Below are 12,287 nucleotides of genomic sequence, written 5' to 3'. Positions count from 1 at the left end.
CGCCGATGATGGGGCTGAAATATTTGCCAGACGAATACGATGCAAAAGGGCAGCTACGGCTGCCGTTTCTTTTCTGGCTGATTCTGTTATTGCAGGCGCGCACCTGGCTGTTACTGGTGATGGCGGGCGCGTCCCGTCAACAGGGTAACGATCTGCTGGCGCTGTTCTATCCCGACCGTCAGAGCTTTTGGATTGGATTGGCGCTGGGCATTCCAGCGGCAGCGGGTTTGCTGCTGACCGGCTATCGCCAACGCTGGCCGCGCCTGTGGCAGAGTGGGCGGCAGGTGCTGAGTGTGTCGTTATTGATCAGTCTGTTGTCGCAAGGCTATGGGCTGATACAGGGCGCTTTTCCGGACGCTCCGTGGCCGCTACTTTTAACGCTGTTTGATCTGCTGGCGTTGATTTGGCTGCAAACCCATCAGCGCTTGCGCGACTGTTTTCTGCCGGAACATCTGCATCTCGAATAAACTTTTTGCCGATTAGCGACTCCAACAGGCACGCCAATCGGCACAGAAGATCAAGGAGTATTCATGAAAGTTGTTCGTCCCGCACTGCTGGTCAGCGCCATGATTCTGGCAGGATGCGCCAGTTCAGGTTCCTCTTCCGCCTCCAGCGCGAGCGAAACCCATTGGTATAATCCGCTGAGCTATCACTGGTCGGCACTGAATCCAATGAACTGGTTTGGCGGTTCGTTAACCGTGACCGAGCAGGGTGTGGCTGGACTCAGCAGCACCACGGCGATGTCGGAAGCGGCGATTGGTAAAGCGCTGAACAACGATTACCAACTGCGTCAGGGGATGCGCACGCAAAATGGTCAGGTGGTGGATTTCTGGCAGGCATTGGATGACGGCAAACTGAAGCTGGTGATCAATGGTCAAAGCAGCGTAGAGCGCATTGAAGTCTTGGACACGGCAGCCAAAAGCGCTGATGGCAGCAAAATCGGCGATCTGTTTAGCGACAAATTCAGTAAAGCCTTCGATAACTGCAAACTGGTCTCGGGATTAGATGCGCGCGATGTGGAATGCCGTGCGCCGGGTAGCCAGCACATCTCCTATGTCTATAGCGGAGAAGGACACGGCCCCGAGGGTTTGATGCCCGCTGACGATACCTTAAAAAGCTGGAAAATCAGCAAGATCGTTTGGCAGCGCTAAGCGAAAAAAAGTTGCGTTAACGCACAACCTCAGTGTGGCTTTCCGGTATGATACAGGCGAAAAAAACGTCTTAACTCATCATGCCGGAGAGCAGTGCAATGTCTCAATTTCAGAGCGGGATCCTGCTGGAACACCGCCGTTTCGCCATTTGGCTTGAAGCCCGCGTCACGGGTGACCTCAATGCGCTGCGTCAGGGCAGCAAATCATTTCTGCAGCAACTCGAAGCGCTACAACAGAAATTTGCCGATGCCGGATTGGGCGCGGTGATCGCCTTTGGTGATGCGTTGTGGCGTGACCTGCAAGGTGCCTCTTCCGCGTCGGAATTGAAAGCTTTCGCGCCACTGGGTAAAGGTATTGCGCCTGCGACCCAGCGTGATTTGCTCATCCATATCCAATCGTTACGTCATGACGTGAACTTCTCGCTGGCGCAGGCCGCACTCGCCGCCTTTGCTGATGCGGTCGTGATTGAAGAAGAGACGCACGGCTTCCGTTGGGTTGAAGATCGCGATCTGTCGGGCTTTGTTGATGGCACCGAAAACCCGCAGGGCGAAGCACGTCAGCAGGTGGCGATTATCGCCGAGGGACCGGATGCGGGCGGCAGTTACGTGTTCACTCAACGCTGGGAACACAATCTCAAACTGTGGAACCGCATGGCGGTAGAGAAACAGGAAGCGATTATGGGTCGCACCAAAGTGGATAACGAGGAGTTACCTGGTGATCAACGTCCCGTGACCTCACATCTGAGCCGCGTTGATCTGAAAGAAGAGGGCAAAGGGCTGAAAATCCTGCGCCAGAGCTTGCCGTACGGCACCGCCAGCGGCACGCACGGGCTGTACTTCATCTCCTATTGCAACCGCCTCTATAACATCGAGCAGCAGTTGCTGAGCATGTTCGGTGAGCGCGATGGCAAGATGGATGCGATGCTGCGTTTCACCAAACCGGTCACCGGCAGCTACTTCTTCGCGCCTTCACTGGACGCATTACAAGCGCTGTAACAGGCGGGTGAGCGGCCCTCTGCGCCGCTCACGGTTAATCCCGCTCTTGGCATAAACTCTCCCGCCGTCTTATGCCTTTTTAGACTTTGAAATCCCCAAACGATATATAAAACCGTTACTGGTTTGCCCTGAGTTATAAATACACTGACAGCATCTAATGGCATTGGCGATTTCGCCGACTAGCAGGGTGCAGCATGACACTTCCGATTGCGAAAAAATGGATGAGCGGAATCGCCTTGTCACTGGCGTTAGCCGGTGCAGCGCAGGCAACAGAGTTGTTGAACAGCTCTTATGATGTCTCGCGCGAGCTGTTTGTTGCCCTGAATGCGCCATTTGAACAACAGTGGAATGCAGCACATCCCAATGAAAAGCTGACGATTAAACAATCGCATGCCGGGTCATCAAAACAGGCGCTGGCTATTCTGCAAGGGCTGCGCGCGGATGTGGTGACCTACAATCAGGTCACTGACGTGCAGGTGCTGCATGACAAAGGCAACCTGATCCCGGCTGACTGGCAAACCCGTCTGCCGAACAACAGCTCACCGTTCTACTCCACCATGGCGTTTCTGGTGCGCAAGGGTAATCCTAAGCAAATCCACGATTGGTCGGATTTGGCGCGCGATAATGTGAAGCTGGTGTTCCCGAACCCGAAAACCTCCGGTAATGGTCGCTATACCTATCTGGCGGCCTGGGGCGCTGCCGATCAGGCGGATGGTAAAGATAAAGCCAAAACCGAAGCCTTTATGACGAAATTCCTGAAAAACGTCGAAGTGTTTGATACCGGCGGCCGTGGCGCGACGACCACCTTCGCCGAACGCGGTTTAGGGGATGTGCTGATCAGCTTCGAATCGGAAGTGAACAACATCCGCAATCAATACGGCAAAGATGACTACGAAGTCATTGTGCCTAAGACCAATATTCTGGCGGAGTTTCCGGTGGCGTGGGTCGACAAAAACGTCGAGCACAACGGCACCGCAGACGCGGCAAAAGCCTACCTGAATTTCCTCTATTCCCCTGAGGCGCAGAAAATCATTACCGGTTTCTATTATCGCGTGAACAATCCACAGCTGATGGCGGAACAGAAAGACCGCTTCCCGCAGACCGCGCTGTTTAATGTGCAGGATGCCTTTGGCGGCTGGGATAACGTGATGAAAACCCATTTTGCCAGCGGCGGTGAGCTGGATAAATTACTGGCAGCGGGGCGCGGTTGATGTTTGCCTTAGCGCAAAAGCGCGTGCTGCCGGGGTTTGGTCTCAGCCTCGGCACCAGCCTGCTATTTACCTGCCTGATCCTGCTGTTGCCAATCAGCGCGCTGCTGATGCAGTTATCCAACATGACACTGGCGCAGTATTGGGATGTGGTCACCAATCCACAGCTGATTGCGGCTTATAAAGTCACGCTGTTGTCGGCGGGTGTGGCGTCCATTTTCAATGCGTTCTTTGGCATGTTAATGGCATGGATTCTGACCCGTTACCGTTTCCCTGGCCGCGCATTGCTGGATGGCTTGATGGATCTGCCGTTTGCACTGCCTACTGCTGTCGCTGGCCTGACGCTGGCGGGGCTGTTCTCGGTGAGTGGTTGGTATGGTCAATGGTTGGCCCATTTCGATATCAAAGTCTCTTACACTTGGCTGGGCATTGCAGTGGCGATGGCCTTTACCAGCATCCCGTTTGTGGTGCGTACGGTGCAGCCGGTACTGGAAGAGTTAGGCCCGGAATATGAAGAAGCGGCTGAAACGCTGGGTGCGACACCGTGGCAAAGTTTCCGCCGTGTGGTGCTGCCAGAGGTGGCGCCCGCGCTGTTAGCGGGCACGGCGTTATCGTTCACGCGCAGCCTGGGTGAGTTTGGTGCGGTTATCTTTATTGCGGGTAACATCGCGTGGAAAACCGAAGTCACCTCGCTGATGATTTTTGTTCGCCTGCAAGAGTTTGATTACCCGGCGGCCAGTGCTATCGCCTCGGTCATCATGGCCGCTTCGCTGCTGTTGCTGTTCGCGATTAACACCTTGCAGAGCCGCTTTGGCCGTCGCTTAGGAGGCCACTAATGGCGGAGATTTCGCAGATTAATCACGCTGAGCGTCAGCCAGTGAACTGGGGTAAATGGCTGCTGATTGGCGTGGGCGCGCTGGTCTCCTTCCTGCTGCTGGTGGTCCCGATGATCTCCATCTTTTGGGAAGCCCTGAGCCAGGGGGTTATTGCCTCGCTCTCTAATTTAAAAGAGGGTGACATGCTGCACGCCATCTGGCTGACGATTCTGGTGGCGCTGATTACCGTGCCGGTCAATCTGGTGTTCGGTACGCTGCTGGCATGGCTGGTAACGCGCTTTACTTTCCCGGGCCGCCAACTGCTGCTGACGCTGTTTGATATTCCTTTTGCCGTGTCACCGGTGGTGGCGGGGCTGATGTATCTGCTGTTCTGGGGCATCAACGGCCCGGCGGGTGGTTGGCTGGACGCGCACAACATTCAGATCATGTTTGCCTGGCCGGGCATGGTGCTGGCCACCATTTTTGTCACCTGCCCGTTTGTGGTCCGTGAGCTGGTGCCGGTGATGTTGAGCCAGGGCAGCAATGAAGATGAAGCCGCGGTGCTGTTAGGCGCCTCGGGCTGGCAGATGTTCCGCCGCGTAACGTTGCCGAACATTCGCTGGGCGCTGATGTACGGCGTGGTGTTAACCAACGCGCGTGCGATTGGCGAGTTTGGTGCGGTCTCGGTGGTCTCGGGATCGATTCGCGGTGAGACCTACACCTTACCGCTTCAGGTTGAATTACTGCATCAGGATTACAACACCGTTGGCGCCTTTACTGCGGCTGCGTTGTTAACCCTGATGGCCATTTTGACGCTGTTTCTGAAAAGCGTGGTGCAGTGGCGATTAGAGCATCAGCAGAAGCGCCAACAGGAGGAAAATCATGAGCATTGAGATTAAACACATTAACAAAGCGTTCGGCCATACGCCGGTGCTAAACGATATCTCTCTGGATATTCCTACCGGCAAAATGGTGGCGCTGCTGGGGCCGTCAGGCTCGGGCAAAACCACGCTGCTGCGCATCATCGCGGGTCTTGAGCATCAGAATAGCGGGCAGATTCATTTCCACGGTAAAGATGTCAGCCGCATTCACGCGCGCGATCGCCAGGTCGGCTTCGTGTTCCAGCATTATGCGCTGTTCCGCCATATGACCGTGTTCGATAACATCGCCTTTGGTTTAACCGTGTTGCCGCGCCGTGAGCGCCCATCCGCCGCTGAAATTAAACAGCGTGTGACGCGTCTGCTGGAGATGGTGCAGCTGGCGCATCTCGCCAATCGTTTCCCGGCTCAGCTCTCGGGTGGACAGAAGCAGCGTGTGGCATTGGCGCGTGCGCTGGCAGTGGAACCGCAGATCTTGCTGCTGGATGAACCTTTCGGCGCGCTGGATGCGCAGGTGCGTAAAGAGCTGCGTCGCTGGCTGCGTCAGTTGCATGAAGAGTTGAAATTCACCAGCGTGTTTGTGACGCATGACCAGGAAGAGGCGATGGAAGTCGCTGACAGCGTGGTGGTAATGAGCCAGGGTAATATCGAACAGGTCGGCACGCCTGAGGAAGTCTGGCAGGAACCGGCTACCCGCTTTGTGCTGGAGTTCCTCGGCGAAGTGAATCGCTTTGACGGTGAAGTGCACGGTTCACAATTCCATGTGGGTGCACATCGCTGGCCATTAGGTTACACGCCCGCACATCAGGGTGAGGTCGAGTTGTTCCTGCGTCCGTGGGAAGTGGATATCTCGCGTCAGAGCAGCCTGGAAACGCCGCTGCCGGTGCAGGTGCTGGAGATCAGCCCGCGCGGTCACTTCTGGCAATTAGTGGTGCAGCCAAGCGGCTGGCAGGGTGATGTCTTCTCGGTGGTCTATGACGGCGACCATACTGCACCGATCCGTGGCGAACGTCTGTTTGTTGGCTTGCAACAGGCACGACTTTACCATGGCACTGCGCCGTTGCGTCCGGTTGCCTTTGCCGAAAGCGCCTGATATTTTTGACACTCCTTCGGGCGGGACTTTCCCGCCCGATTTATTTGCCTCTCTTCTGTCTGGAATCAAACCGTGACCACATTGGAAAATACCATCGGTAATACGCCGTTGATCAGGCTGCAACGCCTGACGCCCGATAACGGCAGTGAAATCTGGTTAAAGCTGGAAGGCAATAATCCGGCCGGTTCGGTAAAAGATCGTGCTGCCTGGTCGATGATTCATCAGGCGGAACAGCGCGGTGACATTCAACCCGGCGATACTCTGATTGAAGCCACCAGTGGGAATACTGGCATCGCCCTGGCGATGATCGCGGCGATGAAAGGCTATCAATTACGCCTGCTGATGCCCGATAACATGAGCCAGGAGCGGCAGGACGCGATGCGTGCCTACGGCGCGGAATTGATCCTGGTGACGCGCGAACAGGGCATGGAAGGCGCCCGCGATTTAGCACAAGAGATGGCCGATCGCGGTGAGGGCAGGGTGTTGGATCAGTTCAATAATCCCGACAATCCACTCGGCCACTATCTCACTACCGGCCCGGAAATCTGGCAGCAGACGCAGGGCCGCGTGACCCATTTTGTCTCCAGTATGGGCACGACGGGGACCATCACCGGCGTAGGACGCTATCTGAAAGAGTTTGCCCCCGCCGTGAAAGTGATTGGTTTACAGCCTCAGGAGGGCAGCAGCATTCCGGGCATTCGCCGCTGGCCTGAGGCTTATCTGCCGGGGATTTTCCGTCCTGAGTTAGTGGATGAGGTCATCGATATGGCACAGGTGGAAGCCGAAAAAACCATGCGTGCGCTAGCGCAACGTGAAGGGATTTTCTGCGGCGTGAGTTCCGGTGGTGCTGTGGCAGGCGCGCTGCGCATCGCCACCGCCCATCCCGGCAGCGTCGTGGTGGCGATAGTGTGCGATCGCGGTGACCGTTATCTCTCAACCGGCGTGTACCACTGATCTCCTCTTCCCCGCATTTTATCTGGCCTGCTTGCGCTGTTGTGGTGCGACCGGGCCATTTTTGTCTATAGTCTCCCTGATAATCCTCTGGTGTTGGCACTGTAAGGATCGAGTAAAATCGGCTGCGCTCATTGCCAACTCAGGCCAAAATAGCGGCAATTTTGTACGAGAGATAAAGATGAAAATTCTGCTTGTTGATGACGATGTAGAACTTGGCACTATGCTGAGCCAGTACCTGATTGCGGAAGGTTTTGAAACGCAATTGGTTTTAACCGGAAGCGCCGGGATTGAAGGGGCGCTGTCGGGCAACTATACCGCGATGATTCTCGACATTATGCTGCCGGATATGAGCGGTATTGATGTGCTGCGGCAGGTGCGTCAGAACAGCCGCTTACCGGTGATCATGTTGACGGCGAAAGGCGACAATATCGATCGCGTGATTGGCCTGGAAATGGGTGCGGACGACTATGTGCCAAAGCCGTGCTATCCGCGTGAGCTGGTGGCGCGTCTGCGTGCTGTACTGCGTCGTTTTGAAGATCAGGCACCGGTGCAGGACAAAAAAGAAGTACTGCGTTGGGGCGAGTTGAGCCTGAATCCGGCCACGCGCATCACCGAATGGCAGGGCAAAGCCTTTGATCTGACGGCCTCGGAGTTCAACCTGCTGGATCTGCTGCTGCGTGCGCCCGATCGCGTGGTGTCGAAGGACGAATTGTCAGAAAAAGGGCTGGGTCGCCCGCGTGAGGCTTACGATCGCAGCGTGGATGTGCATATCAGCAACATTCGTCAGAAGCTGGCCGCATTGACCGCCGACAGCATCAACATTGAAACTGTGCGCAGTATTGGTTATCGCATTCGATGAAACACAGCTACCGTGGCCGCATGTTCTGGAAGATATTGCTGGGCTTCTGGATCGTTTTTGTCATCATTAGCCAGATGTTGTGGCTGGGGTTTACGCTTTCCGGCAGTCATCATGAACCCCCAGAACTGATGGCGATTCGGCGTATTGTGAATTTGCAGATGGCCTCTGCGGTGTCGGTGTTGGAACGTGGTGGTCCCAGTTCATTGGATGACATGATGGCTGACTGGGAGCCCAACGATCGTCAGTTCTTCTCCGTGATTCAACATTCCAGGCCTATGGCTACCCCCAATAATGCGCCGCCCGAGAGCATCAATGAGCCGTTCCATGGGCCTTTCCCCGACGTCATTGTGCGCTGGGTTAAAGGGCAGGACGGTAAAGAGTACGAGCTGCGTTATGACGTGAAGGGTCTGCGAGAAGATAGCTCGATGGGCGGCGGTGGGCCGCGTCGGATTCTGAATATCCCGGAGCCGATGTTTACCTTTGCCGGTGCGCTCGGTCTGCTGTTCAGTCTATTGCTGGCATGGAACCTGACGCGTCCGATGCGGCAGCTGCGTGAAGGTTTTGCGCGAGTCTCCAGTGGTGATTTGTCCGTGCGGCTCTATCCTGTAATGCGCAAGCGCCACGATGAGCTTTCGATTGTGGCGCAGGATTTCGATGCCATGGTGGAGCGTCTTGATACGCTGGTAAAGGCGCGTGAGGAGTTGCTGCACGACATCTCCCACGAACTGCGCTCACCGCTGGCGCGCCTGCAACTGGCGACCGGTCTGGCGCGGCAAACGCCGGAATCCGTCGAATCCTCCCTGAATCGCATTGATGAAGAAGCGCGCCGTCTCGACAAGATGATTGGCGAGCTGTTAACGCTGTCGCGTGCGGAACACGAAAGTATGCCGGGCGAGCAGTATTTCGACCTCACTGGTCTGCTGCACGCAGTGGTCACGGACGTGCGCTATGAGGCTCAGATTCCGGGGGTAAAAGTCGATTTTCAGGTGGACGAGAACGCCGATTACACCGTGCACGGCAATGCTGAGTTGATTCGTCGTGGTGTGGAAAATGTGCTGCGTAATGCACTGCGTTTCTCGCACAAAGGCCAGCATATCAGCGTGAGGCTACAGGCGGAGAACCAGTGGCTGGCGATTCGCGTGCGCGATCAGGGACCGGGCGTTGACGAAGAGAAGCTCTCCAGCATCTTCGATCCCTTCGTACGCGTTAATTCGCCACTGATGGGCAAAGGATACGGCTTAGGGCTCTCCATCGTGCGTAAAGTGATTCTGGCGCACCATGGCGAAGTGCAGGCGGTGAATCGCCCTGAGGGTGGTCTGGAGCTGACCTTGAAGCTGCCGCGCTGGAAACAAGACTGAAGGTTTAAAGCGCTCACAATTTAACCCGGTTCCTATGAATCCAGAGCAGGGCGCCCATACAGTCCGGTTCGCACAGGCAAGAGCAATGCATTGCAACTCATACTACGAAGCTATTTGCACTGAGCCGGTCATCTAACGCAGTCAAAAGCAGCACGCACTATGTGGAGCAGGGCAGGACGACCGGGCAGAGGAGCAAAGCGTCCCTCGCCATGGATGGCGAGGGCCGAGGCCCAGGGATGGTTTATGCCGTCTTTGCGATCTGCCCGGTCGTCCTGACCGGCCGCACCATCCCTAACGCCACCGACCATCCCTAACGCCACCGACCATCTCTAACACCACAGCACCATCTCTAACGCCACCGCACCAGCCCCAACGCCACCGCACCAGCCCCAACGCCGCCGCACCAGCCCCAGCGCCGCCGCACCAGCTCCAGCGCCGCCGCATCATCCCTAACGCCACCGCACCATCCCTAACGCCACCGCACCATCTCTAAAGCCACAGCACCAGCCCCAACACCACCACACTAGCCCGACGTCACCGCCACGCGTCCCAATTCAACCGATCTAGCACTAACCGCCACCGCACCCTTTGGTTCCAGGCAGCGACACAAACAAAAACGGCACCCAGTGGGTGCCGTTTTTTATGATGCAAACGCTGCTTACTTCTTGATACGGATAACCGGGGTCTCGCCCACAGTCACCTGACCGGAGAGTTTGATCAGGTCTTTGATCTCGTCCATGTTCGAGATCACAACCGGCGTCAGCGTAGATTTTGCTTTCTCTTCCAGCAATGGCAGATCAAACTCGATCACCACGTCGCCTTTTTTCACTTTCTGGCCTTCTTCGGCGATGCGTTTAAAGCCTTCACCTTTCAGTTCAACCGTATCGATACCGAAGTGGACGAACAGCTCGATGCCGTTGTCAGATTCGATTGAAAAGGCGTGGTTGGTCTCAAAAATCTTGCCAATGGTACCATCAACCGGTGCAACCATTTTGTTGCCAGTCGGTTTAATGGCGATACCATCACCCACGATTTTCTCAGCAAATACCACATCAGGTACGTCTTCGATATTCACGATTTCGCCTGACAGAGGCGCAACGATATCAATAGTCCCTGACGCGCTCTCTGATTTTTCGCCAAAAAGTTTAGAAAACAAACCCATGATCTTCTCCTAAGCAGTAATTTGGGGCCAGCGTCTCGTGGATCAGCAGAGCGTTTTTTCTTTAATGAACTTGTTCACCAGGTTCATTAAATCTTCCGCTGTGGGTTGAGCCAGAGCCTGCTCCGCCAATGCCTTCGCATCTTCGAAATTAGTATTACGAATAATCTTCTTGATGCTCGGGATTGAAATGGCACTCATGCTGAATTCGTCCAGCCCCATTCCCAGTAACAGTAGTGTAGCACGTTCATCACCAGCCAGCTCACCACACATGCCGGTCCATTTCCCTTCGGCATGTGATGCGTCGATCACTTGCTTGATGAGGCCCAAAACAGATGGCGTCATTGGGTTATAGAGGTGTGAAATCAAATCATTACCACGATCGACCGCCAGAGTATACTGCGTCAGGTCATTTGTCCCAATACTAAAGAAGTCGACTTCTTTCGCCAGATGGCGCGCAATCACCGCTGAAGCCGGTGTTTCCACCATAATGCCCACTTCAATGGTCTCATCAAAGGCTTTGCCTTCTTCGCGCAGCTGGGTTTTCAGCAGCTCCAGTTCGGCCTTCAGTGCACGCACTTCTTCCACCGAAATGATCATCGGGAACATGATGCGCAGTTTGCCGAAGGACGATGCACGCAGGATAGCGCGCAGCTGAGCATGCAGAATCTCTTTGCGGTCCATGGCGATACGAATCGCACGCCAGCCGAGGAACGGGTTGTCCTCTTTCGGCAGGTTCATGTACGGCAGATCTTTGTCGCCGCCGATGTCCATGGTACGCACGATAACAGCCTGAGAACCCATGGCTTCCGCCACCGCTTTGTAAGCCTGGAACTGCTCTTCTTCGGTGGGCAGTGAATCACGGTCCATAAACAGGAACTCGGTACGATACAGGCCCACGCCTTCCGCACCGTTGCGCTCTGCACCGGCGACATCACGCACGGTACCGATGTTGGCGCACACTTCCACCTGATGGCCATCCAGGGTGATGGCGGGCAGATCTTTCAGTTTCGCCAGTTCGTGCTTTTCAGACAGGTATTGTGTCTGGATGGCTTTCAGTTCTTCTTGTTCTGCATCGGTAGGATTAACGTAAATCTTGTTATTCACGCCATCGAGAATTAGGAAGTCACCGTTTTTGATTTGCGTGGTGACGTTACCAGTACCGACAATCGCTGGGATCTCCAGAGAACGCGCCATGATGGACGTATGCGAAGTACGGCCACCGATATCGGTGATAAAGCCCAGCACCTTCTTCAGGTTCAGCTGTGCGGTTTCTGACGGCGTTAAATCTTTCGCCACCAGAATGGATTCTTCTGCGATAGCACCCAGGTCGACAATATGCAGACCGAGGATGTTTTGCAGCAGACGCTTACCGATGTCACGTACGTCAGCCGCACGCTCTTTCAGGTATTCGTCGTCGAGTTCTTCCAACGCCTTGGCCTGGCCATCAATGACGGAGTAAGCAGCAGCATCCGCTGTTGCGTGATCTTTCTTAATCAGGTCGATGATTTCCTGCTCAAGCTCTTCGTCTTCGAGCAGCATGATGTGACCTTCAAAGATCGCCGCTTTCTCTTCACCGAGGGTTTCACCGGCTTTGACACGGATGGCTTCAAGCTGTACTGCCGCTTTGCCACGTCCATCAAGGAAGCGTTGAACTTCTTGCTCAACCTGATCGTCAGTAATTTTTTTACGGCTGATGACGATCTCATCTTCCTTCAGCAGAAGTGCTTTGCCGAAAGCGATACCCGGTGATGCTAAAATGCCTGAAATCATAACCCTACCTTTTAATCACGATGGCTCATTGACCCAATGCGTTG

At 55.1% G+C, this 12,287-nt stretch carries 12 protein-coding genes; 10 read left to right on the top strand and 2 right to left on the bottom strand.

Annotation, left to right across the window (positions count from 1 at the left end):
* Positions 1–5: 5 nt before the first annotated feature.
* From VH86_RS00720 to VH86_RS00675, 10 genes are all read left to right on the top strand, one after another.
* Entirely contained in the window at positions 6–467 is a 462-nt protein-coding gene (locus VH86_RS00720; protein ID WP_156150540.1) for a DUF2919 domain-containing protein, read from the top strand.
* 63 nt (positions 468–530) lie between these two features.
* A complete protein-coding gene (locus tag VH86_RS00715) occupies positions 531–1,151 on the top strand; it encodes an RpoE-regulated lipoprotein (RefSeq protein ID WP_045831580.1) in 621 nt (206 codons plus the stop codon).
* A 98-nt stretch (positions 1,152–1,249) separates the two neighbouring features.
* Entirely contained in the window at positions 1,250–2,146 is an 897-nt protein-coding gene (locus VH86_RS00710; protein ID WP_045814864.1) for a Dyp-type peroxidase, read from the top strand.
* Between the two features lie 194 nt (positions 2,147–2,340).
* Positions 2,341–3,357, top strand: coding sequence for a sulfate ABC transporter substrate-binding protein (locus VH86_RS00705; protein WP_045831579.1), 1,017 nt, complete (start codon positions 2,341–2,343; stop codon positions 3,355–3,357).
* A complete protein-coding gene (gene cysT, locus VH86_RS00700) occupies positions 3,357–4,190 on the top strand; it encodes a sulfate/thiosulfate ABC transporter permease CysT (RefSeq protein WP_034825859.1) in 834 nt (277 codons plus the stop codon). The genes VH86_RS00705 and cysT overlap by 1 nt, the downstream gene beginning before the upstream one ends.
* Positions 4,190–5,062 carry a sulfate/thiosulfate ABC transporter permease CysW gene (cysW, locus tag VH86_RS00695; RefSeq protein WP_038645560.1) on the top strand — a complete coding sequence of 291 codons (873 nt, stop codon included), beginning with the start codon at positions 4,190–4,192 and terminating at the stop codon, positions 5,060–5,062. The genes cysT and cysW overlap by 1 nt, the downstream gene beginning before the upstream one ends.
* Entirely contained in the window at positions 5,052–6,140 is a 1,089-nt protein-coding gene (gene cysA / locus VH86_RS00690; protein WP_045831578.1) for a sulfate/thiosulfate ABC transporter ATP-binding protein CysA, read from the top strand. Before cysW ends, cysA begins: the two co-directional genes overlap by 11 nt.
* A 72-nt stretch (positions 6,141–6,212) precedes the next feature.
* Positions 6,213–7,094 carry a cysteine synthase CysM gene (gene cysM, locus VH86_RS00685; RefSeq protein WP_045831577.1) on the top strand — a complete coding sequence of 294 codons (882 nt, stop codon included), beginning with the start codon at positions 6,213–6,215 and terminating at the stop codon, positions 7,092–7,094.
* A gap of 178 nt (positions 7,095–7,272) precedes the next feature.
* Positions 7,273–7,953 (top strand): response regulator transcription factor, encoded by a 681-nt coding sequence (locus VH86_RS00680; RefSeq protein ID WP_038645567.1) that lies wholly within the window; start codon positions 7,273–7,275, stop codon positions 7,951–7,953.
* The gene (locus VH86_RS00675) at positions 7,950–9,311 is read left to right on the top strand and encodes an ATP-binding protein (RefSeq protein WP_038645569.1); all 1,362 of its coding nucleotides are present in this window, start codon (positions 7,950–7,952) and stop codon (positions 9,309–9,311) included. The genes VH86_RS00680 and VH86_RS00675 overlap by 4 nt, the downstream gene beginning before the upstream one ends.
* 658 nt (positions 9,312–9,969) lie before the next feature.
* Here VH86_RS00675 and crr read toward each other — a convergent pair.
* Both crr and ptsI read right to left on the bottom strand, forming a co-directional pair.
* Positions 9,970–10,473, bottom strand: coding sequence for a PTS glucose transporter subunit IIA (crr, locus tag VH86_RS00665; protein ID WP_034825872.1), 504 nt, complete (start codon positions 10,471–10,473; stop codon positions 9,970–9,972).
* A gap of 42 nt (positions 10,474–10,515) precedes the next feature.
* Positions 10,516–12,243: a phosphoenolpyruvate-protein phosphotransferase PtsI gene (gene ptsI / locus VH86_RS00660; RefSeq protein ID WP_034825874.1), complete on the bottom strand. Its 1,728-nt coding sequence runs from the start codon at positions 12,241–12,243 to the stop codon at positions 10,516–10,518.
* Positions 12,244–12,287: the final 44 nt, after the last annotated feature.

Origin of the sequence: Pantoea sp. BL1, assembly GCF_000963985.1 — a bacterium.
Classification (GTDB): domain Bacteria; phylum Pseudomonadota; class Gammaproteobacteria; order Enterobacterales; family Enterobacteriaceae; genus Pantoea; species Pantoea rwandensis_B.
The sequence above is the reverse complement of the archived record's forward strand: the minus strand, read 5'-3'. Positions and strand labels throughout refer to the sequence as shown.

Coding starts and splice junctions, on each gene's coding strand:
- VH86_RS00720 (WP_156150540.1), top strand. CDS start 6: ATGATGGGGCTGAAATATTTGCCAGACGAATACGATGCAAAAGGGCAG.
- VH86_RS00675 (WP_038645569.1), top strand. CDS start 7,950: ATGAAACACAGCTACCGTGGCCGCATGTTCTGGAAGATATTGCTGGGC.
- VH86_RS00715 (WP_045831580.1), top strand. CDS start 531: ATGAAAGTTGTTCGTCCCGCACTGCTGGTCAGCGCCATGATTCTGGCA.
- cysW (WP_038645560.1), top strand. CDS start 4,190: ATGGCGGAGATTTCGCAGATTAATCACGCTGAGCGTCAGCCAGTGAAC.
- VH86_RS00710 (WP_045814864.1), top strand. CDS start 1,250: ATGTCTCAATTTCAGAGCGGGATCCTGCTGGAACACCGCCGTTTCGCC.
- cysT (WP_034825859.1), top strand. CDS start 3,357: ATGTTTGCCTTAGCGCAAAAGCGCGTGCTGCCGGGGTTTGGTCTCAGC.
- VH86_RS00680 (WP_038645567.1), top strand. CDS start 7,273: ATGAAAATTCTGCTTGTTGATGACGATGTAGAACTTGGCACTATGCTG.
- ptsI (WP_034825874.1), bottom strand. CDS start 12,243: ATGATTTCAGGCATTTTAGCATCACCGGGTATCGCTTTCGGCAAAGCA.
- VH86_RS00705 (WP_045831579.1), top strand. CDS start 2,341: ATGACACTTCCGATTGCGAAAAAATGGATGAGCGGAATCGCCTTGTCA.
- cysA (WP_045831578.1), top strand. CDS start 5,052: ATGAGCATTGAGATTAAACACATTAACAAAGCGTTCGGCCATACGCCG.
- crr (WP_034825872.1), bottom strand. CDS start 10,473: ATGGGTTTGTTTTCTAAACTTTTTGGCGAAAAATCAGAGAGCGCGTCA.